The organism is Halosolutus halophilus (genome assembly GCF_022869805.1).
In the GTDB taxonomy this organism is placed as follows: Archaea; Halobacteriota; Halobacteria; order Halobacteriales; family Natrialbaceae; genus Halosolutus; species Halosolutus halophilus.
The window spans coordinates 2,056,117-2,081,822 of the sequence record NZ_CP094974.1; the positions used below are offsets into that span (position 1 = coordinate 2,056,117).

A 25,706-nucleotide genomic window follows, 5' to 3' on the forward strand; every position below is an offset into this window, starting at 1 on the left:
CCCGACTACTCAGCATCTTCTGAGAGGATTCGCTGAGCGAGTTTCGCGCGGGCTTCGGTCGTGTCCGGGATCACGACGTCGGCGTGGATGTTCCCGCCGCTTGTTTTCGTGACTGGATCGGCAGCGACCTTCGCGGTTATATCGACGGGTTCGTGCTGCGTCGTAGTTTGGCCGTGATCGATCGATTCGTCGAACGGGTCGTAGTCAGGATCAGCGGCAGCAGCGGCTGCTTTCTGGTGTGTCATGTCCACTCGCTTCTGGAGTTTTTCCACCGGTGTCTTGTCGTACCGTTTGGTCGCCTTTCTGGTGGAGTGTCGCAGTTGATCGTTCGCCTCCGACAGCTCGCCTTCTTCGGTCACGTTTCTCCCCATCGTGTAGCGTAAACTGTACCATTTGATCGCTTTCCCCTCGGTTTCGATTCCGGCTTCCTCACAGAGCTGCTTCAGCAGGCGACACAGACTCCCCGACGTGTACGGGTTCCCGTTCAGGTTCAGCCAGAGTTTCTCCGTCCCGTCGTACACTGAGAGGCGTTGACGGAGTTCGAACCACCGCTCGAGTTCTTCAGCAGATGCATCGCTGAGCGCGACTTCTTCTTTCTCGCGTTGTTTACACGCTTTCTCGGTGGGGATTTTGAGGACGTTGCGTTTCGGATCGTACCAGCTTCGTTCCGCATTTGCGACTTCTTTCGGTGTTAGTCCAGCGTCGTGCCCGACGAAGACGAGTGAGCGATTCTTCGTAGTGTAATCCGCGCGCAGCCAGTCTTCTCGCGTCAGTTCGTCCTTGGGGATGCCGAGACGCTGAGCGATGATGGCCCTGTATTCGTCGCGTTCGGTTTCCGAGAGGTCATCGTACGATGGGAGCGCCCCGTAGGACGCGGTCGCCTCGAGTAACTGCCCGAGTTCCGTGTAGGTGAATCGGTACGCCTCCTCTCCCTTGCCGTCCGAGAAGTTGATCGGTTTCTCCCACTCGTCCTCCAGTGAGCCTTCGTAGAACCGCCACTGGAAGTATTTTAGCAGCGTCTCTTCGAGTTTCCGCTTGGCCGAGTTTCCGTACTCGTCCCCGTCGTCTTTTTTGATCTCGTCGTCACTGAGCAGTTTAAGGTACTCCTCCGCGTGCCCGGGCCGAATCGTCGCTTTGTCCTCGGGATTGAACACGTGAATTAGATGCCGGTGAGCCTGGTCGAGCCGTTGAACGTAATTCTTCGCCGTGGACTGCTGCAACGGCTCTCCTTCACGCGGTTTCTTCCCCTCTCGACGCATCCAGTCGTAGAAGTCGTCGTACTCTGCCTGGACCTGGGCGGCCTCATTTCCAGCCACCGACTGCATCTTTCCTGTTATTTCTACGTGTGAGCGTTCTGAACTCATGAGTCTCGCGAAACGGCATACTAAACTCTCACTTAAAAACCCTCGCCCTCAGCACCCGGTACAGAAGATCTCGACAGCAGGGTTTGATCGAATCGAGTCGACCGACGAAACCCCGATTCGTAGCCGCGCTCGTTGATGAGTTGACTACTCGAACGTGTTGATAGCGTCAATGGCACAACCGAACTTGTAACGTTCGACCGGACATTCTTGGACCGGATTGGGTCAGAACCACTCCTCATTGCAGAATGGGAGCGGCTCTCGCCAGAGGGAAACAACGCGCGTCGCGCATCCCTACGGCTATTCAGCCAATCCAACACTCGATCGGACGTTTGAGGCATACACGCCGGCTCAGCCGGGTGCGTATCAATTCCGTCTTCTGCTCAATACCCAACTCAACCCGACCGGTCCAGAACGGTCCGAAGAACAGGTCGTACCCCTCTCCGAATCAGAGGTATACGTCTACTCAGAGGAACAAGCGGCATCGTTCACCATCTCGGAAGCGACGTACCGCCTCGAGCAGATCGCAATTATCGGTATAGCCATCGGCCTGCTTCAACTGATTCTCAGCAGTTACCCCGCCAGAGAGGAGTAATGACAACGTAGCCCCCAAGCTCTCTTCGAGGATCGGTATAAGTCGTGCCAGTAATGAGTTATCGGAGGAATTAGATTTATAACATATTATTTCTCTATCCTTAATTATAGATGGGATTTTATCTAGAAGACGACCATCTCGTTTCAGATACCACAGAAACTGAGTATCGAGTCGAGGGAAAGTTTCGACGGGTACTGGAGACTCTCCCTGACGAATCCGTTCCTCGAGCCCTGATTCTGTTTGGCCTTTTAACCGAACAACTCGCACCCGTCGAGTCGGATTCCGAGAAGTACATTCGTATCGCATCGGAGAACGTCGATCGAGCACCCGCGGCGGAAATCCCGGTGGAGACGGTCAAGGGGACCATGTGGCTCCTGAGCGAGGTGCGGGATTCACTGGATACAGAGCGTAAACGGACAATCGGTAGATTGCTTACCGAAGCACAACTCAACTCTCCCGGTTTGATCAGCACCTCGAACGCTTCGTCTGAGACCGAGGATTCTACTGACGCCGCGCCGTCACCGGAGACGGCTCCAACTGCCAGTAGCAAGACGCCGCCATCGGGAACTGACACTACAGCAGAGGACGAAATAACCAACAACGACGAACCAGCGGCGGAAAGCACAACTTCGAACGACAGCGACGACGGGGAGCGACTTGACTGTGAATTCTGTGCTGCTTCGTTCCGATCCGAGAGCGACCTAATGTCGCACTCGATCCAGTGTGACAAGCGTCCCAGCGACGCCCGATTCCAGTGTGAGCACTGCAAGAACGAGTACATTTCTGAACGCGCACTGAGCCGCCATCTCGAAGACTGTGGCGAGATCGGCACAACCGTCATCTACGATTGCGAAACCTGTGGCGAACAATTCGAGTCACCGCAACGATTGATAAAGCACAAACACACCCACTCTCGTTCGAATTCGGCGTCGCGGGCGCGAACCACGTCACGAACCCGGTCGTGTTCTAACACGGAACTGATCGAACGCGGTGCCACAGGGTTCGTAGTGTATTTCGATGCTGACGGCGGCTACGGTTTCATCGACTCTTCTGCAGTGCTCAAACATCAGAACACGGACTCGGATGCATCTGAAGACGTATTCTTCCACATAAACGAGTATCCCGGAAGCAAGGTTCAAGAGAACGAAAAATTGAGATTCGATATCAAGAAGACCGATCGCAGGTTTAAAGCTGTCAATATCTCCTTCGCTCAACGAGAGCGAATTGAAACCAGAGACGATACTTTTGCGAGCACCCGACCGCGGTGGGGAACTGATACTTGAACGCAACGAATCCTCCCGCCTCGTCTCATAGCCCTGAGACGGTAGCTCGTGGCCGACTCACGTCACGAAACGGGGAGAATCATCCGAGTTGGAACCCCCGTGGATACCAATAATCGTTCCTCGGATCCAGCGCTGACTTCGGTTCGATAACAGGAGAACCCTCACCTAACACGCCGAGACTCTTGAACTGACTTGCCGTATTCGAGATAAATTGGCTGTGAACGATCCGCCCGAGATAGTCCGGATCCTCGTAAATCTCGTCACCGCGCCCCTGTTCGATGAGGTACGGCGCATCTCCACCGTCGGGATCCGTATACACCAGATTCAAGAAAGTACTCGGATAGTTGTCGATCAACGTCGCACACAACTCCTGAATGGAGAGTCGGTCACCGCTTCGTCGAAGCAATACCTCGAACAGGGTTCGGAAGTCTGGATTGGAGACGAACCGGTTACGGAGATACGTCGCGATCGGAGGGTGATTCTGGTAGAGCGGGCCGCGTTCTTTCAGCGTTTTCAGGTCAGCGACTGACTCGGTACCGTATCCCTGTAGCATGGTCCACCCCATCGTCCCTTGCTGGGTCAAGCAGTACTCGTCGTTCGCCTCGTGAATCATTCCGAGATACTCCGCGAGGCGGATCATCCGTTTGTACGCGCTCCGATATGGGTAGTCCGCCGCTTCCACGAGGTCCTCGATCTCGGCGTCAGTGGTACGATCGTGCCCAGCAATGGCGACCACGGGCATAAGTTGATTCAATGGATCAGCGTAGTTCGGAAGTCGTCGTGACTGCTGATTGGCAGTGACGTACATACTCTCCAACTGGTGGCGCGTGTTGTAGAGCAAGTCCTTCATCTCCGCCGCGTAGGGGTGTTTCTCCGCGACGTCTCGTGCGTCACGATCGACTTCGAAGACGCCGATGCCCTTACTCAGCGCGAGATCGTGCACCCGGTTCAGTTTCGTCTGGTCAGCGGCCAGGTACGCGTGGTCAACACCTCGCTGATAACTAATTGCCTGCCCGAGTCCCTTTCGGAGATTCTCAGTTCCCTTTACCTCGATCGCAAATACGCGATTCGACGGGGTGTACCCCAAGACGTCGGGTTTATACGGCCCGATAGAGATGGAGTGGGAGGGATACTGATCGTAGAGCCGAGAGTATCCCTCGTTAGACTGGTGCATATCGGGGACGTGGACAAAAAAATCGTATCCGCGGTCATCGAGCCAATTTGCGAGCGGCAAGAAAATCTCGGCTTCCGCCGTCGAGTTCCCCATGTCGCACACGAACGAACTGTCCTGATAAGAAAGTTCCTTCACTTGAGAATTATCTCATCAAAGCCGCTTCTGTGTGTAGTAACTCGGATAGTACTCTCCATTCGGAAGTTCCTGCACCCGATCGGATCAACTTCGTCGGCACTCGCCACCTCTCTGACGAAATCGAAGAACTCTAACGCTGCAGTGACGAAATTCGCGTTCTCCGTATGGGCGCCACGTTCCGGATTCCAACCGCAGCCGTTCTCCATACGTTCGCCGACCTAAGCAACGCAGCACCCACCTCTGCGTGACCGGTAGTCTGCAATTTGGCGTGGATACCGAATTCCTTCAGGTCACGAGGGTAGTAGCGAGTATAGCCGGATCATCCCGTTCTCCCAATTAGAATCGAGTTCCCGTGATTAGCGGAGTGAGGTTCCGCTCGTGGACGTATCCGTCGAGCGAATACGACTCTTTTTTGACAGCTCCACTGAAACTCGGGGGCATGACAGACGACGAGGATGTCGAACTCTATATCGCTCCCTGTAGTCGGGAACACAAGGAGCATACCTATCGATACTTCAAAAGAACCGTCCTGAACCCGGTTTCGCCGGATCACTTTGAACCGCTCCTCGAGGCGGGATTCGAGACGCCGACATCGATCTGGGGCGTCGTAAGCGGCAACCGGACGCACTGGGAGTCGATCGAACAGGGTGACGCGCTGGTCTTCTACACGAAGTCGGGAACGTACACCCACGCCGCAGTCGTTACCGACACGGAGAAAAACCAACAGCTCGCGGAGGAACTGTGGGAGCCCTACGACGGGGGCCGGATCGTCGCGGACAAGGAGGAGCCGTGGCCATTCGTGATCTATCTGGATCGCGTTCGGCGGATCGATCTCCCCGCGGAGGAACTTCACGAGGCGCTGGGGTACTCGATGGAGTACCCGCAGGGATTCATGCGACCCACCGATGAGCGCTTCGAGACGCTCCGCGCGAAGCACGGGAGCGTCCGATCCTTCCTCGATTCCTATACCCCTCCGACCAGCCCAGGGCTCTTCGAGAAGGTCTGAAGAGCAGTTAGCGAGGGCTAACTGTAGTAACTCGGAATGAACCGCCGCTCGGGAATCTCCTGCAGCCGTTCCAGCGAGAGCTGGTCAGCCTCGGCGATGTCCCAGACGATGTCGAAGAACTCGGTGGCGCTGTCGACGAACGCGGACTGCTCAGTGTAGACGCCACACTCGGGATTCCAGTGATAGCTGTTCTCCATGAAGTTCGCCGAACCCAGCAGCGCGGCGCCTTCCTCGGGGGCACCGATGACGTGGAGTTTGCCGTGAATCCCGACCTCGCTGAGGTCGCGGAGGTCCAGGTCGCGGGTGATCCGCTGGTGGGTCTTGAAGCGCGAGTAGGTCCGGATATGAACGTTCTCGCGATTCGATTCGAGTTGTGCGAGCAGATTGTCCCGGAGACGACGCCACTCCCAGGGCTCTTTCGTGTGCCGGGTGAGCAGGCGGAGTTCGAAGCCCTGCTCCAGGAGGCGCCGCAGTTGCGCCGCGTATTCGCTGAACGTGTCGTCGTCGAACGGCGTCATGATCCGGAGGACACGGTGTTCCAGATCCTCCTCGAGCCCGAGGCTGATCAGGCGGTCGGTCATCGCCGTGTACGACCGGAGGCCGCTCGGCCGATCCTCGTGCCACCGTTTGAGGCGTGCGCGCTCGCGGCGGAGGCCCCGGGAGTCGCCGACGTAGTCGTCCATCGCCTCCTCGCCGAGCGACTCGGGGTCGATCAGCGTGTACGCGAAGTACGTTGGCGCGACCTGCCGATCGCGGAGTCGATCGAGGCGATCAACAAGATTCGCGTCGGCGTGACGCCCCTCGAGTTCGAACTCGGGATCCGAGAGCGCGTCGATCCGCTGCGAGACGGTCGCATGCCGATCCAACAGGTACTCGACGTACTCGTCGTAACGGCTCGTCCCGGCAACGTCGGACGGGACGCGCGCCACTTCGACGGTCTCGTCCACGAGTTCGCACTCGAACCCGGGGACGTCGTTCAGCACCCGGAAACAGTCGTAGGGCTCAGCGTCGAGGGCGTCTGTGACGTAGCCCGTGTCGATTCGACCGAGATCGCCGTCGGCGATCGTCGCGACCAGATCCAAGACCGCGTCGACTGACGCGACAGCGGAGGGCGGATCGACGTCTTCGGACGCAACATGATGGACCTCGTCGGCGCGCTCGGGCACTGTGACATCGCCGGTGGCCAGACGGCGGTATCTCCGGGCCATCTGCTCGTACTCCACCCGGACCTCGCCCGCCGCCTCGAGGATTACGTCGCGGTCGATCACGCGGGAGTAGCCTTCTCCGAGCGTCCCGATGACGTCCGCGGGAGCGACCTCGCCGCCCGGGTTGACGTCCAATAGTTCACCCGTAATGTCCGCCGCCGTAGTGGCGTCGAGATTCATCGCCGACGAGAGCACGCGACGGTAGAGCGATGCCCTGGCGATGTCCGTCGGGACTTCGTCGTACGCGTCCAGGCCAGCCTGTGCGGCCGAGTCGGCGACGTCGACGCCGGTCGGATACGCGGTCAGGAGTCCGAATGAACCGAGCAGGGGAGTCAGGACGGTCTCCTCCCAATCGTCGCGGAGCAGTCCGTCGTACTCCTCCCTGGGCAGTTCACCGTCGATCGCCAGACATTCCCGGAGGAGGCGGCGGGCACTCTGCCACCTGGCGACGGCGAGAGTCTGCAGGAGGGATCGGGGATCCTCACCGCACAGGACGAGCGCGCCGACCTCCGAGACCGGGTCAGTTTCGGACTCCTGCTCGGCGTCGACGAATCCGAGGTCGACCAACAGCCGTCTGTGCAACGAGACGAGAGCTTCGAGGTCGCGCTCCTCGTTCGTGGCTGCCAGTTCGACCCGTCGGTATCGGGCGAGAGCGGTCTCTACGGACCGACCGCGGGCGGTCGCGTCGAGAGCGGTATAGACGCTCTCGGGCGAGACACCCCACAGCCGGACCGGGTTCGCCACCGCGAGGGTCGCGGCGTCGTCTATATCCCTACTCATCCGCTCCTCCGTCAACGGGCTCGAGTTGGAGCCCTTCCCCGAGGAGGTCGACGAGGTGCTCTTTGTCGAAGGTGTCGGGGTCGTTGTGATTCGTGCAGCCGTACTGGTAGAGGCAGAACGGGCATCCGCCTTCGCAGTCGCAGTCCAACGTCTCGGCGACGATCTCCATCGCCCGCTGGAAGTTCCCGTCGTCGTCGCCGTCAGAGCCCTGGGTCAGGAGGACGCTGATACCACTCCCACCCTCGTCGCCGTCGTAGACGAATGTCCCTTCCTCTTCGATCGTCTCGGGGACTTTCCTGACGCCGACGCCGCCAATGTACTGCAGCGCCGCACGGAACCCGTGTGCGAGTGTGTGCTCGAGTTCCTCGGAGGCCAGCTGCAGCCGGACGCCAGCGGTCTCGAACTCGGTGGCCAGGCGGACGGCCTTCGAGTCGCCAACGTCATGTTTGGGGTTCTGCAGACAGTAGGCAGCGTCGTCGGTACGCGCAACCACGCCCGAGCAATTGTCGCGGTCACAGAGTTCGAAGACGGTCGGGAGACCGTCCGAACCGCCGCCCTTGTACGTGGCGAAGAACTGGGTCGATGACGATCGGAGCTGGAGATCTCCGTGCTCCAGCGTCCCGACATAGTCCCCATCCTCGGTCACGATGCGGAACTGGCGGTTCTCGGCGGCTTCGAACGACACCGCCTCGTCTTCGACGGGCGCGTACGTGTTCTGGACCTCTTCCTGCTGGTTCCGGTAGATCGCCGCGGGTGTCAGCGCGTCCCCGTCTGCCGTGCGATCGATCGGCAGGCTGTCCTTGTAGGCCCGGACACGCCGCGGGACGACGGTCTCGAGCCGCTTCAGGCGCTCACCGCAGTGTTCGCAGTGCGAGGCGTCGACGTCTTCGGTCTCGCCACACCGGAGACAGATCGCCTCGTCCGGGACGTTCTTCCGGACTTCCTGGGTCATATGTGAGTCCTCGACGACCTCGGTGACGACGTAGGTCTCATCATCGCCGTGGAGATACGCCGCGCCGGGGTGGAGCTCCGAGAGCGCGATCTGGCGGTCGCGGTCGAGTTCGCCGTTGGTCGCCGACTGGAACCCATCGCCGATGAGATCGTAGGTCACGCTAGCCGAGACCGACCGAAGACTGAACGCGGCGTCGCTGTACCGGTTCAGGAACGTTCGGAACTGCATGCTCTCGAGTCGCATCAGGAACTCGTCCAGTCGTGTCCGCCGGTCCCGAAGTCGGTCGAGTTCCTCACGCTGATCCGTCCCCGATTCGTCGCCTCGCCACCCGCGTCGCCGGCTTCGCGAGGACCGCCGGAGGTCGCTGATGCGGTCCTCCACGCGATCGAGTTCCTCGTAGAGGTCGTCCTCGAACGCGACGTACCGGTCGACGATATCCCGCTCGAAACTCTCGAGGGCGTCCGCGACGAGCTCGTCGTACTCGTCGAGCAGCGACACTGTCGTGCCGTCGCAGTCGTCGGCGGCGCAGGGCCCCTCATACCCCGCCTCGTGCTTGCGACCGCAGCGATCGCAGGGGCTGAATCGAACGATATCGGCGAGATACTCCTGCAGGCGGTCGGCGTCCTCTTCGACCACTTCGTGCAGCGCCTCCAGCGGCGAGATGGGCGCTCCGGGCTGGAGTTGTCCGCACCCGTTTGCCAGCAGCGTGCTGAAGGTCACCACGTCGTTCGGCCGAGGCGTCTCGGCGCGAGAGACGATTTCGTCGTCCTCCTCGTAGACGAACAGATCGTCCATAGCGCTCATCTCGCGACGCCACGGGACCCAACGCGTCGCCGCCACGGCGTCGAGGACGGCCCACGTGAGCGATCGCTGGAGGACCTCGCGGTTCACCTCGTTCAGTGGCACCGGCTGGGCTTCCGACTGGATGAGTTCCCCCGGGCGGCGGAAGTAGTAGTAGTCGATGGGGTTGCGCTGGCTGACCGAGTGCACGAGCGAGGATCCGGAGTCCCGCCCGGCCCGTCCCACCCGCTGGAGGTATGAGTTCGTGTTGGGAGGCGTCCCGTACAGCAACAGCGAGTCGAGATCACCGATGTCGACGCCGACCTCCATCGCCGGCCCTGACGAGAGGAAGTTGGGGTGGCGTCCCTCGCGGAACTGATACTCCAGGCGGCGCCGATCGGACCGCTCGGTCTGCCCGAAGTACGAATCGCTGAGCAACACCATCGGGTCCGAGGACTCGATACGGTACGCCAGCCGATCGAAGTGGGGATGGGAGAACGCCGACCGTGCGACGTAGTCGTCAGTGAACGAGACGAGGTCGGCCTCGACATCACGGCAGGCCAGGTCGAATGTCGTGTAGAACTGCTCTGCCGCCGGGTCGTACTTGACCGGCGTCGACTCGTCGGTCAGCGTAACCTCGACGGCGTCGGGCGCCAGCGCCACGACGACGCTCCCGTCCGAGTCTCGCTTTTCGAGGACGCCCGCGTCGACCAGTTCCTCGACGTGATGGCCCGCGCCCTCGACCTCCTCGGCGAGCGTAGAGACGTAGCGCGCGCTCTGGGCGTGGAACTCGGTGAGCAGTTCCTGCTTTGTCTCGTCGAGCGACGGAATATCGGTGTCGAGACGGACATCGACCAGCCCGTTCTTCACGAGGCGAGGCGTCCGGCGGCGGTTGTTGAACCGCCCGGACAGCACGCGTGCGGCCACCTCGTCGCGGACGTAGCGTTCAAGGGACTCGTCGTATGCCGTCAGTCGTCGCTCGAGTGGCGAGCGATGGGCGTCAGCCGACGTCTCCAGCATCTCCTCGTACTCGGAGACGGCCGCCCAGACGCGATCGCCGAGTTCCTCAAGCGTCGCCCAGTCGTTGTCGACTTCCTCAAGAGCCTCGGTGGTCAACTGACTGAAGAACAGCGACGTCTCCGGTTCCTCAAAGTTCCGGGCCAGTTCCTTCATGTCGGACTGACTGTCCGCAAACGAGAGCAGCTTAGCCCGCTCGAACGACTCGGGGTCATCGGGATCGGCTGACGCCCGGAGTTGGTACTGAGACGAGGTCACGGCCGTGTTGCCCGGACCGCGGAGCATCGACTCGTAGCGGCGATGCTTCGAGTACGATTTCCCCCTGTCATAGCAGGGCACGGCTCCCGGGAAGTCGGTCGGCGAGCGCACCGAACCACGTTCGTCGACCATCTTGTAGGTCCGGTACCCCTTCGGCACCGTCTTAACGTCGGGGTCGTCGCAGAAGCACTCCTGCTCGGGGAACAGTTCGCGGTCGCAGGACTGGCACTGCGAAACGCGGTCGAGATCGAACAGCGCAGTGCGGGCGAACCGCCGCTTCCCGCACTCGCAGGTCCGCGGGGCCTCGCCGAGGTAAACCGCGTTACAGTCTTCGCCGCTGCACTGCCACCCGAGGAAGCGCTTGGGTCGCAGGGCGCCGCCGCAGGCGCAGCGTTCTCCAGCAGTGTCGGGGTAGGTCTCGTCGCACTCGTCGCAGTAGAGAGTATCGTCGGCGAGGGGGTGAAGTTCCTCGTGCGAACAGGACTGGCACTCGTGGGTGTCCGTCGCCTCGGTGTGTGCGCCGCAGTCAGGGTTGGTACACTCGTAAGCCTCACGGTCGTCCGTAAGCACCATCGGTGCTTCGGCGTCGCAGGACGTGCACTGCCGCACGCGGTCGATGGTCTGGCGGTCGCCGCACTCGGAGCACTCGTAGAATGGCCGCCAGAGCGCGCGGATCATATCCGTCTCGCTCTCGGTTCCCTCGTCGCAGTTGCAGGTCTGGACGTCGAAGTACTCGAATCGCCCCTCCGAGGACGTCACCGTGAGCGGTTCAAGACGCTCGCAGGCAGGACAGAACCAGGACTCCAGGGCTTCTTCTCCGCAGTGTCGGCAGTAGGAAAACTTCGTCACGAAGTGGTGGTCGCACTCCGCGCACTGGCCCCGGGGCGTGTCGTAGACCGTCCCGCAGTGCAGGCAGGTGTAGTATCCGTCGGTAGGCCAGGAGAACAGGTGGACCCGGCTCTCAAGGACGCCCGCCAGCCGCCCGATCGCGACGAAGTTCTCCCGGATCGTCGCCGCGACCCTCTCGTCGACGTCAAGTTCGGCGGCGACCGTCTCGGTCAATCCGGCGAGTTCCTGCGGGTCCTCGTAGAGTTCCAGGTACAGCGCCCGGACGAAGTCAAGGTCGTCGTCCCCACCGTGGAGCAACCGCTCGTATAGGGCATCTTCGACCCGACGAAGCGCGGTCGTCGGCGTCGCGTCGTCGGGCACGTTGACGTCGGCGAGCTCGAGCAACCGCTCACCGACCGGCCCCGGATCGTCGCTGTCGGCCAGCGCCTGTCCGAACGCCTCAACGTCGAGTGAGTTCGAACGGAACGCCTCCGGAACGGTCGTCGGCATCGGTGCATCGAGCGTCTGCGGATCCTCGGTCACGACCGATGTCTCGGGGTCGGTGAATGGCAGGATCCGGTTGAAGATGGCCCGGCGGTTCGAGACGGTTGCGCTCGCACCGATCACCTGCAGATCGTCGTCCTCGATGGCGTCGTTATCGAGCAGTTCCTGTCGCGACCGGGCGTAGCGTCGCATCAGCCCGGTGGTGAACGCGCCGAACAGCTCGGAGTACTCGTGAATCTCGTCGAAGACGACGAACCGTGGCTGCTCGACGAACGCCGACTGCTCGTCGGTCTCGTTGACGTTGAACAACCGGTAGTTGACGGTGTCGGGGTTCGTCAGGAGGATGTCGACCTCTTCGGCCACGATCTCGTCACGGGTCAGGCGGATGAAGTCGAGATCGACATCCGGTGTTCCGGTCGCGTCGTGGTCGACACGGAACTGCTCGTCTTCGGTCCGCTCGACAGTCAGTGAGCCGTCACAGTGCTCGCAGGGACACTCGAAGAACTTGTAGGCGGTCTGCAGGTACTCGAACTCCTGCGGATCGTTCTGGGGCGTGTCGCCGTCGAAGATACCGACCGTGATGCGGTCGGTCCCCGTGCGGTTTCGGTTGAGTTCGTAGAGGTACTCGATGAGGCGCTTTAGCTGATCCTGAGCGAGTGCCTTCGTCGGGTAGGTCAGGATGCATTTGACGCTCTGTGGCGGATGCTCGGGATGTTCGCCGGCTTTCGCCTCGCAGATGTACTGGAGGATCGGGACGAGCCAACTCTCGGTCTTTCCCCGGCCAGTCCCTGCGGTCACCAGGGTGTGGTCACCGTCGAGGACCGACCGGACGGTCTCGGCTTGGAACTCGTAGAGGTGCTCGAATCCTGCCTCGGTGAACGTGCGAACGACGTCCTCGTGCAGGCTGACTTCGTCGGCGAAGGACTCCCAGTCGGGCCCCCGCTGGGGGAGGTCCAGCGCCTGAAGGAAGGGGCCCCGCGTCCGCGTGAACGAGGTCACTGCCTCTTCCAGTGGTTCGTCGGCATCCGTTTCCGCGTACCGGTCGATCACGTCCCGGAGGACCCGGGACTGACCGGACGCGACGACGTGTTCCGCGTACGCTCGCTTCGTCTGTTCCGCGAGTTCGATCGTGTCGTCTTGTGAGCTCATGAGTCGGGTTTGGTGTCTTCGTTCGGTTCGGTTCGTTCGATGCCGGTTCCACCGTCGGTCGCCAGTACGGCTGTCGAGGCCCGATTGAGGCGTTCGAACAGTCCTTCGCGATCGAACGAGCGCCCCCGGTTGTGCGTGTCGCAGCCGTACTGGTAGAGGCACAAGGGGCAGCCGTCGTCGCAGTCACACCGGAAGTGCTCGCGGAGGAGCGAGATTGCCTGCTCGAAGTTCCGCCGGCCCTCGCCGCTTTCGAACAGCAGCCCGGTCACCCCGGCGCCGCCCTCCTGGGCGTCGAACAGGTCTACGACGCCGTCGCCGTGGACGACTTCCGAGAGTTCGCGGATGCTCACGCCGCCGAGATACTGGAGTGCGACTCGGAACCCGTGGACCAGGGTGTGCGCCTCGGCGGTATCGTCCAGATCGACGCGGATCCCGTCGGTCTGATACTCGTAGCCGAGCCGGGCCAGTTCGTAGCCGGTATCGTGTGCGGGGCCATGGTCTGCGTTCGCGCTGCAGTGCAACTGGTCGTCCTCGTTCCGATAGACGGTACCGGGGCAGTCGTCGTCGCCACAGAGCATGAACGGCGTCGTCTCGCCGTCCATTTCGCCGGACTTGTACTTCGCACGGAAGCCGTCCGTGTGGAGCAACACGTCGATGCTCCCGTACTCGACAGTGCCCAGCGGCTCGCCGTCCTCGCCCGTCAGATCGAAGCGCTTGACCGGTTCGAACTCGAGGACCTCCGTCTTCCGCTCGGCGTAGGTGTTCTGGATCTCGTTCGACGGCTCCCGATACACCGTCCGTGCGGGATCGCCGTCCGCCGACATCAGGAGGTCAGACCGGTGGGCCCGTACCGACTCGGGGACGACCAATCGACGCCGCCGGAGATCCGTGTCGGCGCCGCAACTGCAGGTATCTCCCGGAGCCTCGTGGCCCTCTCCGCAGGCGGGACAGACGTACTCCTCGGCGAGTCCACTCGCCTGGCTACGCCGGACGCGCTCGCGGAGTTCCGACGACGCGAACTCATCGGTCGAGAGTTGGGAGACCACGTACGCGTCGCCGCCATCGAGGTACGCCGCTCCCGGGTGGAGTTCGCTGATCGCCATCCGCATCGACCGCCCGTCGTCCTCGCCGATGCTACGGGTCCGGTAGCCGTCCTCGCCCGCGTCGATGAGGCCGACGCCGACGTTGTTCGTCACGCTCCGCATGTTGAACGCGTAGCGACTCTGTCGTGACTCGCGCAGGAAGTCGAGATAGGACATTCGCTCGATCTGGTCCAGTCGCCGTCTGAGCGCCTCTTTCCGGTCGGCGAGCGTGGCGCGCTCCTCCGAGATGCGTCGTGCCTCCTCGCCGGAACTTGCTCGGCGGCGATCACGCTTGAGCTTCCTCCAGCGCCGCTGGACATCCTCGAGTTCGTCCTCGAGTTCGCGGCGATACTCACCGTAGTGGTCGATGAATCGCTCACCGAACCGCTCGACCGCCTCGTCGATCAAGTGCTCGAACTCTGACAGCGCGTCGCGGAGGTCGCCCGAGCAGTCGTCGTCGACGCAGGTCTCGCGGTCGGTGTCGCGGTCGTACTTGCGATTGCACTCGACGCAGTACCGGTGGTCCAACAGCCGCTCGAGGTGCTCCCGGATCTCTCGATCGTAGTCGTGGACCACTGTCCCTAGGGCGGCTAACTTCGAGTTCCGCGACTGCAGGCCGAGTTCCTTCGTCCGTGCCGACATCACGTGAGTCAGCTTCGCGACATCGTCGCCGGACGAGGGGTGACGGTGCTCGAATTCATCACCGCCGCTAACCGACGCGTATCGTCCACGCCGCTCGACTTCCCATGGGACGACGAAGTTCGCGGCTACGTAATCGAGCACACCCCACGTTAGCGAGACGCGGAGCACCTCCTCGTTGTACTCCTTGAGCGGGACCGGTTGCGGGTCGGCAGCCATCAGGTCCGCCGGCTGCTCGTAGTAGTAGTAGTCGATGGGGTTGCGCTGACTGACCGAGTGCACGAGCGAGGATCCGGAGTCACGCCCGGCACGACCGATCCGCTGCAGGTACGCATTCATGTTCGGTGGCGTGCCGTACAGCAGTAGTGCGTCGAGGTCGCCGATGTCGACGCCGAGTTCCATCGTCGGCCCCGACGAGAGGAAGTGGGGCTGGTTTCCTTCGCGGAAGAGATACTCGAGTTCGCGCCGCTCCTTCTTCTCGGTCATCCCGTGGTAGACCTGCCCGACAAGCATGCGAGGCTCCGAGTACGTCGTCCGGTATGCACGAGCGGTGAACCGGGGGTGCTCCGGGTCCGCTAGGGCCTCGATCGACGTGTTCGAGGGGACGGCGTCCCCGCTTCGTCCGCCGAACTGCGCGTCGATCGTCTGATCGTAGCTGCCGATCGACGGTCTGTAGTATAGATCGTCGTCGTCGCCCGTGAGCGTCACTTCAAGCGCACTCGGATCGAACTCGACGTAGTCGTCGTCCGCCTCGAGCACGCCCTGATTGTCGAGGTCGTTCACGACCCCCCGGACGTCCGTCGACGGGGACGGCGGATCGATATTTTCGATCGAACTTCCAGAGCCGTTCTTGACGAGTTCCTGTACGATCCCTCGCTCCTCGGCAGAGAGTTCCGCGCGAACGTCCGGATCAAGTCGGACGTCGACCAGTCCGGCGTCAGCGAGGGCACCCCCGAACTCCCCGTACCGGCCGCTGTAGCTGTGGGGATACAACCGGCGCCGAAGTCGGTCCCGGACGGCCTCCTCGGTGTCCATGTGCCGCCTCGGGATATCGACGAGTTCCTCGGTGAGATCAAAGGTCACTCCACGGACGTCTTGCGGCGGCGCCAACTCGTCGCCGAGGTCCTCGATTAATTCCATCGCGTCGTCAAGGACGGTTTCGGCGTCGATCCATGGTTCGCGCCGACGGGTGGCCTCGACCAGCGTCTGGTCCATCAGCGTCGCCGCTTCGGGCTCTGAAAAGTCGCGGTTGACCTCCTTCATGTCGCGGTGGGAGTCCGCGAACGAGAGGAGCTTGGCCGCTCTGTGCCCCTCTTCGTCGGCGACTCGCCGGAGGAGGTATTGGCTGGTCGTCACCGCGAGGTTCCCCGGCCCACGGACGAGCTCGTCGTACCGGCGGTCAGTGTCGTAGTTCTGCCCCTGGTGCGTGCAGGGCGCGACGCTTGAGAACGAACTCGCCGCTCGTACGCTCCCGTCCGGCTGGATGGTCTGGTACGCCTGGAACGGCGTTTCTCGCGTCCTGACGGCGCCGTCACAGTCACACACCGGATCGCCGACGGTACTCGTCCCGCAGGACTCGCAGTACGAGTCGGCGAGCACTTCGAACAGCCCCGCCCGCGCGAAGGTGTACGATCCGCAGGGGCAGGTGTCGGGCGGATCGCCGAAGTACTCCTGGTCGCAAGAGTCCTTCCGGCACACCCAGGGGACTAGTCGCGTCTGCGTCAGTGATCGGCCGCAGTCGCAGGTTACCGGAAGGTCCGCTTCGTGCGATCGCCCGCAGCCGGGGCAGTCGACGGGACCGTCGCCTGTGACCGGCCGCTGGTCCCCGCCGCAGGTGGGACAGCCGGGATCGTAGCCGACGCTCGCCTCGCAGTCGGGGTTCGGACACCGGTACTGGTCCGGTCCGACGTGGACGAGATCGGTCGCGCACTCGGGACAGCCCCCCCTCGTCGACCGCGTCGTCCGTTCCCCGCAGGACTCGCACTCGAGCGTCGGCTGGAAGGTAATCCGAAGTGAGCGTACCTCCTCGTCGCGGGCCGCCAGACAGTGCTGGCAGTGGTGTTCCTCGTCGGTACGGCGTTCACCCTCCTCGCTCGGGATATAGGGGTCCAGCTGCTCGCATGACGGACAAAACCACGCGACTAGCGCCTCGTCGTCGCAGCGGCTACAGTACGTGCTGCGTGTGACGAAGCCGTGGCCACAGGCCCTACACGTCTCCTGTGGCGAAGCGTACACCGCCTCACAGGCGGTACAGGCGTAGAAGCCGTCGATCGGCCACGAGAAGAGGTGCGTTCGGTTCTCGAGGAGGCCGGAGAACGTCCCGAGGATGGTGAAATTCTCCAGCACCCGTTCGGCCTCGGTCTCCGTCAGGTCGAACTCACTTGCGATCCACTCAAGGAATGCCTCATAGGTCCGGGGTTCCGAGGAGAGTTCGTCGTGTAGTACTCGGAAGGCGGCGACAACGGGCGACGCGTCCGCGCCCTCGTTCGCGATGGCGTCGAAAAGGTCGTCGCCCAGGAGTTCGAGCAACCGGTCGTTGTCGTACGCCGACGCGTCAACGTTGAAATCGATATCGGCCAGTAACGGCGGAGTTCGCTTCCCGCGTGCGAACGAGAGTAGTTCCTTCTCCTCGAGCGTCGACTCCGTGAACGCGGGCGGCATGCTCGTCTCCGACGGCGCGTCGAGGGAACGAGATCGCTCGTCGACATGTTCAACCTCCGTCGCGCCGCTGATCTGCTGGAACAGTTCAACGTCGTTCTCCACGGTCGCACTGCTGGCAATCACCTGGAGGTCGTCGCACCCGCGGTCCTCGCGGAGGGCGCGCATACGCTTGGTCAGCGTGGCAGTATAGCTCCCGAACAACCCGTCATAGGTATGAACCTCGTCGAACACGAGGAACTCGGGATCGTACACGAAGGTCTCGTGCTCGTCGGGCGCGTTGACGTTCACGAGTTTCATGTTGATCGTGTCCGGGTTCGTCAACAGGATGTCGACGCCCTCAGTGAGGATCGCGTGCTTGGTAAGCCGGATAAAATCGAGCGGCACGTCCTCGGTGCACTGGCGCTTCTCCGGGCGGAGCTCGTAAGACTGCCCGCTGTTGTGGACGTGGACGCCCTGCCGGCAGTTGCGGCACTTCTCGAGATCCTCATTCGCACCGGGGCATTCGGTGTATTTGAACGACGACTCGAGGTACCCCTGGGCGTTTGCGCTCATATTCGTCGGCGTGTCGCCGTCGTAGATCCCGATCGTGATCTGCTGGTTCGTCGGCCACTGCTCGTTGATCCGGTAGAGGTACTGGACCAGCCGCTTGAACTGGTCCTGTGCCAGGGCCTTCGTGGGGTAGATGAGCGTCGCGGTTGTGCCGTCCCCGTCGCCGCGGCGCTTCTTCTCTAAGATGCGGTCGAGAATCGGGATCAGCCATGCTTCGGTTTTCCCCCGACCCGTGGCGGCCGTGACGACGGTGTCGCGGCCGTCGCGGATCGCCTCGATGCTCCGCTCTTGGAAGTCGTACAGGCGCCGGAACCCCAGGTCGTCGAAGGTCTTCCTGATGAGCGGGTTCAGCCCCACGCTTGAGGCGAACGACCGCCAGGACTCGTCGCTCCAGTTGGGCACGTCCAGCGCCTGGAGGTACGGCCCGCGGACGTTGATGAGGTCGTCGGGGTCGTCGAGGAGACGCTCTTGGCGGTTCGCGATGCTTCGCGCGGCCGGCCCCGTCCGGCCGACGAAGTGGTTCTGGTAAGCGCGAACGGCCTCGGTGGCGCGCTGAGTAGGATTCTCCATTCCTACAGCGTCACCTCAAGCACGTCGCGGAACTCGTCGACGCCTAGCAGTTCCTCTACGACGTCACCATCGAGGTCACGGAAGGAGACGTTCTCTCCGCGACCGAGCTCCTTCAGGAGGTTGATCGTGTCGTCGCTGAGGCTGTACCGGTCCTGCAGTTCGTCCCAACTAACGACGCCGTCGTTCCACTTCCGCTCAAGTCCCTGCCACTCTGACTGCAGGGAATTGACGCCGGTGGAGTCGTCCCATATGCGGCTGTCGACGAACTCCTCGATGTCGTTGAGCAGCCGGGACGATTCCCGAGAGTCGGGCATCAGCGTCTGAATACGCCGTGCCGCCTGGACGTCGCTCCGCCAAGCGGCCTGGAGCTCGTTCAGCTCCGTCCGGAGGAGGTTCCGCGCGTCGTCGGCCTCCGACTTCGCGGTCTGGACCTTGGCCGTGTACTGTTCGCTCCGGCCGTCGTCGATCAGCTCCCAGTAGTCGTCCGCGGTCCGGTCCAGGACCTGACGTGCCTGATGACGCGCGTCCTCGACCGTCCCGGGCGTGTCGCGACCGAAGACCCGCGTGTAGATATCGTTCAGTCGTTCGACCTCTTCCATTCGATTCCGAAGCCCGACAAGAGACGTCTCCAGCGACGACGCGCTCCCGGTGTGCTCCTGCAGTTTGGCCTCGAAGTTCGTTGCTTCCTGGTAGTCGTCCGCTTTCGATCGCAGTGCTTCGACCGTTTCTTCGAGATTCGATGACATGGTCACTCACCTCCGATGACGTCGGCGATCTCATCGCGTGTCGCGACGAGGGTGCGGAACTCCTCGGAGTCCCTAACTGCGCTCTCCAGTTCGTTGTCTATCTCGGGAACTTCGACGACCTGCGCGGTCTCGATCATCTCGCCGATGGCCTCGTAGATCTCCCACTCCGCGGCCGTCTCCCGACTCTCCTCGAACTCGTGCATCAGTCCGACGAGTTCGGGTCCGCTTGCGGACTCGACCTCTCGGAACCGCTCGATGTCCTTCGCGAACGCCCCGAGCTGGAACCGGTCCTCGTTTTCGAGGCGTTGTCGCCGATTTTCCCACTTGTTACGCATGTTCACGTCGAGGTCGCCGACGATCTCCAGCAATTCATCGTATAGCTCCTGGAGTTCGTGGAGCGAGTGGCTCTCGTCGTACCAAGCGTCGATCTCCTCTACGGTCTCGGTGATGTACTCGACATCGTTCGGACCGAGCCCGTTGAGTTCCTGTGCGTAGACCTTCACGTACTCGAGGACGGGCGCCATTTTAATCGTCGCGTTCGACCGCGTCGTTCCGACCTTGTATGCGTCCGGGAGGTCGTCGGTGTCGATGAACATTGCTTCCTCGAGGTATGTCTCGAGGTCGTTGGCGACCGCCCCGTAGGCCTCGTTCAGCCGCTCGGCGTCGACGAAGTTCTCCTTGATCTTGAAGAATCCCTCCGCGAGATCGGTCGGGACGCTGCTCTGGGTGCTCAGGTCGGTGAGCGCTTCGAAGAAGGGGTGAGTCCTGTCGAACCGCTTCTCGACCGGGTGGGGATACTCGTCCGGGTGTTCGTATGACTCGAACACCTGGTCGCGCGTCAGCCCGGTCTCCCCCCGCGCTGCGTTGACGAGGAGGTACTGGGCCACGACGACGAACTCCTCAATCGTCCAGCCCTCGAAGCAGTCCTCGATGCGCTCGCGCATCGTCCGCTTGAACTCGGCGACTGAATCGTCGGCCCAGTTGCGCAGTAATCCGTAGTTGAGGTCGTAGCGGTCCTCGTAGGGGAGTTCGTCGTCGGCGCTGATTCCGTACCAGAACAGCGGCTCGTAGATCCGATCGTACTCAGAACCGAACGGGAGCTCGATGCTGATACCCGTCCGCTCGTCGACCCCCTGTAGCGATACGGGGACCTGGGCTCCACGCGTGTAGTAGATGCCAGCCGTTCCACGCGTCGAGGAGTTAGGATTGGCGAGGCGGCTCGGCTCGTACCACTCTTCGAGCAACTCCGCCGTCCCGTCTCGTAGCGTCGCCGAACTGGCGTACTCCTCGCCGTTGGACACCCACTGCTGGTAGTCGAAGCGGTACTCGTCGACGGTCTCGCCGTCGTAGTCAGTCTCGACCGGGTAGGTTCGAATCCCCGCGATCCGGACCTCTTTTTCGTCCTCGAGGTTCTCGTACTCCGCGGCGATGCTTATCGAGGGTGGGTCGTCGGCGGTAATCTTGAACGTCCCGTCCTCGTCCGTGGTTCCCAATACTTGTCCGTCGCGTTTGACCGTGACCTCAGCGGTCGGCTCCCCGTTAACCCGCGCGGTGAGTTGGACCGTCTCGCCCTCGCTCGGGGTGGACGGTGTCGGGATTAGCGCGAGCGAGTCCGTCCCGACTGCGAGTTCGAGCGTGCCGGTGCAGTCGGCCTTCTCGCCGATGATCTCCACGTCTCCTTCCTCGTCAGGGAGCGTTACCGTCAGCCGCCCGTCATCATCGGTGTGACCAACGACCGATCCGTCGAGAGTCACCTCGACATCGGACTCAGGTCGGTCGTTCAGCAGCGCCTCGACGGTGATCGTCCTACCGGGCTCGATCTGTCCGTCGACCTGCCGCAGTCGGAGGTCGGACGGCGCACCAATGTCCGCGTCGAAGACCACCTCGAACTCTGTGGTTCTGACCGTGCGCTCGGGCACCGGGACGTCGAAAAGTTCGAACACGCTGCGGGGCACCCGCATGTTCCCCTCGGCGGTCGGGATGCCGTACCACTTCACGATCGACTGGACTTCGGCGGGATAGTCCAGCGATACAGGCGTCGGGAACTGCTTGACGTACGGGTTCCCGTCGATCGCCTCGAAGGGCGGTTTCGTCGACGTCAAGCACTCTCGGACGATCCGCATGAGGAGCAGTCGCGGCGTCCGTCGCTCGTTTCCGTCCTGAACGAGGTTCTCGTACGCACGTTTGATGAACTCCGCGTTGAACGGATAGAGACCGTCGAAGTCCTCCTCCGGGATGTCCATGTCGGCCGACACCGCCGAGTCCTCGCGAATGACCGAGAGGTACTGCTTTGTCAGTTCGACGGTGACGTCGTCCGTGAGGAAGTACGCCTGACCGGTGTCGTCGGTCGTGCTGAGGTACCCCTCGGCCCGGTCTTTCATGTACGTCTGGGCGTCCTCGTTCGTCCCCAATGCTGTGTCGACGTTGTCCTTCTCCCAACCGGTCGTCCAGCCGAGCACCACGTCGTAGTGTCCGCTGTCGAGTTGGAAGATGTGGTCCAGCAGTTGTTCTTTGAGCACGCTGAACGTCGTGAGATCCTCACAGATCAAGACCGGACGAAGTCCCTGCTCGACGTACTCCTCGGAGATTTCCTTGAGCCGCTGCTGGAAGTCGCCAACGCCGAGTTTGCTGGACAGTTCCTGATCGATGAAACTCTGGAGCGCCGGGAAGATGGTATCGCCACCTTCCGCCTTTCCGAACGCCGCCACCGAGAGGTCGCGGTAGTCCTCCTCCGTGATGAGTTCCGGGATGTCCTCCTCGTCGTCGCTCAGGACTGCCTCCTGGTACTCGCGGACGTTCTCCTCGAGGATGCCCCGGAGATCGGTGCTCCGGGGACGGTCCTCGACGAGCGCCTGGATCTCCTCCTCTGTGAACGACTCGAGCATCGGGTTGTACGCTTCGAGGTTCGCAAGCATGGCGTTCGCGACCTTTTCGGGGTCGAGCCCGCCGACATCGCGGACGTTGACGTCCATCTCGAGCGGTTCTGTGAGGATCTCGACGATGTCCTTAATGCGGGTCTCGCTCCGGGAGACGTGCAGGGCGACGTGCATATCGTCCATTCCGGAGTCTGCCTCGTGCCCGATTTGGTATTCGAGCCACTGGCACAGTTGGCTCTTCCCGCTCCCGGTCTCCCCGCGCAGGATGAAGATCCGATTGTCGTCTTCGGTCTCCGACTTCAGGATCGCGTCGCGGAACTCCTCTTGCGTAACAAACTCATCGTTCGTTGGGTGGGGGAACAGGTAGTCCGCTCTGAGTTTGTCGATGTCGATGTGGGTGCGCTCGAACTCCTCTTTGGACTTCTGGTGCGCCTCCGCAGTCAGGTACTGTCGAACGGTGTCGTCGGACCAGTCGATGGGGTACTCGCTCATGCGTCCACCTCCGTGAATCGGTCGAAGAGGTAGCGTTTGCTCGCGGGCAGTTCCTTCGGCCAACCGTGCAGTTCAAACTTCGTCACGCTCGGTTCCTCGTTTCGAGAGTGCGTCGAGGGTAGTACGACCTCGTTCTTCGCGTCCGACATTCCGCGTACGTCGACGTAGTCATCGTCGATCAGGGTCTGTAGCGTGTCGGTGACGCCTTGGTGAAGCCGCGGCGTCCCGGGGCGGGTCGTGAGGACGGTGAGGAACTCGTCCTCGATCCACCCGACTGCGGCACCGAAGTCGGTCGAGTTCTCCTCGTCCCGGAAGGTCTCGAGGAGTTCGTACAGCAGCGTCGGCCGCGGTGACAGCACCAACTCCCGAGAGTCGATGTACGACAATACGCCGATGCCCTCGAGGAGGTGGTACCAGCCGTTGATCTTCGTCTTGTTCCAATTGATGTACTCCACCTCGTTATTGAGTTCGGTCACGAGGCGCTCGCGTTTGACCGTCTTCGGGGCGAACTCGAACGCAACGCGCTGGGCCTCGACGATGTGGTCCTGAGGATGTTCCTGACGGTTCAAGTGGTAGAGCAACCGGAGCTCGAACGAGAGGTCGGGATAGACGTCTTCGTTGAGCAGTGAGACCACGCGGTCCTCCGGACGCTCGAGGAGATCGATTGCGCGGAGGAACTTGAGACACTCCCCGAGGTGGGCGTCGTCCTTCGAGCCGTGGTCGTCGCTCGGTACCATCGTGTCCTTGAGCGTGGACACGTTGATCGGCCCGCCCCCAGCGGCCTTGAGGTTGCGGTAGATGAGCCGCAACTCGGGGACGCGAACCGTCGAGTAGTTCACGAGGTCTTTCTGCGGTTTGTTGTCGTTCGTCTCGTAGGTAGTTGTCATCGGTAGTTGGGGTCTCGCTGTCGGTAGTTTTCGAGCGTCGATGCGTCGTAGTCGCAGACCCGAAGCACCTCCAGGATGTGGTTGGCGACACGCTGGGTGTCTCCCTTCTCCATCCACGAACGCAGGGCCTCGCGGATGTGGTCAGAGTAGTCCTCTAACACGTTTTCAAGATCGTGCTCGATGAAGTAGCGGGCCGAGTCCCACACCGGGCTGTCGGTCGGTGCTCGAGTGTAGTCGAACACCGCTTCGATGCCGTCCGCCGGAGCGCCTGCCTCAGCGTGGATCGCCGACGCGGCGTGGAAGAACACGTTCCGCGTGTCGACCACGGGAATCCGAGATCGACCATCGAGGGCGTCCTGTACGAACGAGTTCGCCAGCGAGGCGTAATCGCGGACCGCGATAGCTGGGAAATCGTCCACGACAGAGCGCCCGGGCTTTTTCGTGTAGGTCGGTGTCCGCGGCGCCGTTGTGTCCGTAACCAGGACGTATTGTCCGTCCTCGTCGAGCGAACGCTCTAGGAGCCGACGGACGAGGTCCTCCTCACCGTGTTCAAGAATACCGTCCTGCGTAACCACGTGCACGAGGGGGAACTCAAGCTCTTCGGGGTCTGCGTCCTCGCTCGAGACGTGCTCGTAGTCTATCGGGCTGTACTCGTTGTCCCACAGGTCCGTGTGAACGACTCGGTTCAGTCCGAGCGACTGAAACAGTGGGAGCGATCGGAGTTGCGCTCGCGCTTGTTTCCCTCGCTTCTGTAACTGCGAGTCCCTGACGACGATCGTCGGTGTTTTCGTGTGTGCTATATCGACAAGTTGTACCGATCCCGAGTCGTCGAACCGTTCGTACCAGTGTCCTGTGGTCATCCTATTACAGTGTCTCCACTATGTATCGTGGCAAACATGTTCTGACGTCGATACGCCGTTCGGTCGTTGATCGCGGTAACTTCGCTTCGTTTGTTCGTGTTTTCGAGGGGGTGTGTAATCCTATTAAACTTTCCGCTAATCTGATTAGTGTTTCGGAATGCCAGAATTCATCGAGTGAATTTTAGATTTATGGGATCTAAACAGAAGTTATAGTTAAATTCTTTGTGGCCCCCTGTCGTGTTCGGCCTGACGCCTCGATTGATCGTTGCAAATCGGTTACAACGAGACCGGACCGTTCTACGATCGTGCAACACCATCGTTTTATTTGGGACGTCCAATACGATGGTACGAATGACGACGTTCATTGCTACGATCGGATTCGACAGTACCCGTGTCACACGACCGGTACTCACTTACGGACTCGAAGAGGGCGACGAAATCGTTCTGGTACAACCGATGGACGACGGGGAAAACGACCGATCGAACGAGGCACGCGAGGACGTGCGCCGAATGGTTACTGAACTGCAACCGAACGTCACCGTCGATCCGGTCGCACTAGATCCGGAGGAGTTCTACGAGGGCATCCGTCGTAGCATCGATCGTATTGAATCCGAAAGCGACGACGTCGTCATCGTTCTCGGTGGGGGCGCACGAGATATCTACCTCCCTGTCGCGTTCTCCGCCTTCCTCGCACGCGACGAGATCCACACAGTCCTCCAGTTCAGTGATATCACGGGGTCCGTCTCAGAGATACAGATCCCCAACTTCGTCGATCCTCTGAGTGACTCTGTTGTCGAGACCCTTGAGGTGATCGTCGACGTTGATGAAGGGACATCACTGACGTCCATCTCGAACACACTCGACGTCGCGAAGAGTACTGTCGCCCGTCACGTTGGCGAGCTCGAAGAACGCGGATTTGTCCATGCAGAAAAACATGGTAAGTCTAAGATGGTATATCCTACAGAAGAGGGGCGTCTCGCTATCGATATTAACATCTTCTAATTTTCGTAGTACCGGATAGACGCTTCCGTCATTGCTTTCGTTTGCAACGCTTCCGCTTATTCGGATAGGTTTCGCGGACAAGGCTATTCGATGGCCCGAGGGCTGCCCTGACGAACATCCCTATGGTCGACGACTTGGCTGAGGTTTCCGGCCAGTTACGAGAACTGATCAAAAAGGGGCCTGAAAAACGCGAAGAAAATCGACTGGAAGGAGCATGCTCTCAACGGCTTTCCTTGAGTTTGGAAGATGCAACGGCAGGTGTCGGGCTATGGACGCCCGACCATGACTTAGCCGATTGCCGGAAGAAATTGTCCT

The 25,706-nt window shown here is 61.5% G+C and carries 12 protein-coding genes; 3 read left to right on the top strand and 9 right to left on the bottom strand.

The features are described from left to right. Positions 1–5 precede the first annotated feature (5 nt). Entirely contained in the window at positions 6–1,325 is a 1,320-nt protein-coding gene (locus MUG98_RS10190) for a tyrosine-type recombinase/integrase (protein WP_265112442.1), read from the bottom strand. 741 nt (positions 1,326–2,066) lie between these two features. Between MUG98_RS10190 and MUG98_RS10195 the strand changes: the two genes are divergently transcribed. Further along, on the top strand, positions 2,067–3,239 hold the full coding sequence (locus MUG98_RS10195; protein ID WP_265112013.1) for a cold shock domain-containing protein: 1,173 nt from the start codon (positions 2,067–2,069) through the stop codon (positions 3,237–3,239). Positions 3,240–3,318: 79 nt separating this feature from the next. On the opposite strand, the gene MUG98_RS10200 is transcribed toward MUG98_RS10195, so the two are convergent. Continuing rightward, positions 3,319–4,413, bottom strand: a complete 1,095-nt coding sequence (locus tag MUG98_RS10200; protein WP_265112014.1) for a hypothetical protein — start codon at positions 4,411–4,413, stop codon at positions 3,319–3,321. A 574-nt stretch (positions 4,414–4,987) separates the two neighbouring features. On the opposite strand from MUG98_RS10200, the gene MUG98_RS10205 reads away from it, so the two are divergent. Then, the gene (locus MUG98_RS10205; protein WP_265112015.1) at positions 4,988–5,554 is read left to right on the top strand and encodes a hypothetical protein; all 567 of its coding nucleotides are present in this window, start codon (positions 4,988–4,990) and stop codon (positions 5,552–5,554) included. A gap of 17 nt (positions 5,555–5,571) precedes the next feature. On the opposite strand, the gene MUG98_RS10210 is transcribed toward MUG98_RS10205, so the two are convergent. The 7 genes from MUG98_RS10210 to MUG98_RS10240 are packed head-to-tail and all read right to left on the bottom strand — an operon-like array spanning position 5,572 to position 24,389. Continuing rightward, complete coding sequence (locus MUG98_RS10210; RefSeq protein ID WP_265112016.1) at positions 5,572–7,539, bottom strand: phospholipase D-like domain-containing protein; 1,968 nt, start codon at positions 7,537–7,539, stop codon at positions 5,572–5,574. Continuing rightward, complete coding sequence (locus tag MUG98_RS10215) at positions 7,532–13,027, bottom strand: DEAD/DEAH box helicase (RefSeq protein ID WP_265112017.1); 5,496 nt, start codon at positions 13,025–13,027, stop codon at positions 7,532–7,534. The genes MUG98_RS10210 and MUG98_RS10215 overlap by 8 nt, the downstream gene beginning before the upstream one ends. Continuing rightward, positions 13,024–18,528 (bottom strand): DEAD/DEAH box helicase, encoded by a 5,505-nt coding sequence (locus tag MUG98_RS10220; RefSeq protein ID WP_265112018.1) that lies wholly within the window; start codon positions 18,526–18,528, stop codon positions 13,024–13,026. The genes MUG98_RS10215 and MUG98_RS10220 overlap by 4 nt, the downstream gene beginning before the upstream one ends. A gap of 2 nt (positions 18,529–18,530) precedes the next feature. Beyond that, positions 18,531–19,274 carry a hypothetical protein gene (locus tag MUG98_RS10225; RefSeq protein ID WP_265112019.1) on the bottom strand — a complete coding sequence of 248 codons (744 nt, stop codon included), beginning with the start codon at positions 19,272–19,274 and terminating at the stop codon, positions 18,531–18,533. A gap of 2 nt (positions 19,275–19,276) precedes the next feature. Continuing rightward, positions 19,277–22,642, bottom strand: a complete 3,366-nt coding sequence (locus tag MUG98_RS10230) for an immunoglobulin domain-containing protein (protein ID WP_265112020.1) — start codon at positions 22,640–22,642, stop codon at positions 19,277–19,279. Then, positions 22,639–23,529: a hypothetical protein gene (locus MUG98_RS10235; protein ID WP_265112021.1), complete on the bottom strand. Its 891-nt coding sequence runs from the start codon at positions 23,527–23,529 to the stop codon at positions 22,639–22,641. The genes MUG98_RS10230 and MUG98_RS10235 overlap by 4 nt, the downstream gene beginning before the upstream one ends. Beyond that, on the bottom strand, positions 23,526–24,389 hold the full coding sequence (locus MUG98_RS10240; RefSeq protein WP_265112022.1) for a hypothetical protein: 864 nt from the start codon (positions 24,387–24,389) through the stop codon (positions 23,526–23,528). Before MUG98_RS10240 ends, MUG98_RS10235 begins: the two co-directional genes overlap by 4 nt. A gap of 351 nt (positions 24,390–24,740) precedes the next feature. Here MUG98_RS10240 and csa3 point away from each other — a divergent pair, with 351 nt between their 5' ends. Continuing rightward, positions 24,741–25,391 carry a CRISPR-associated CARF protein Csa3 gene (gene csa3, locus MUG98_RS10245; protein WP_265112023.1) on the top strand — a complete coding sequence of 217 codons (651 nt, stop codon included), beginning with the start codon at positions 24,741–24,743 and terminating at the stop codon, positions 25,389–25,391. Positions 25,392–25,706: the final 315 nt, after the last annotated feature.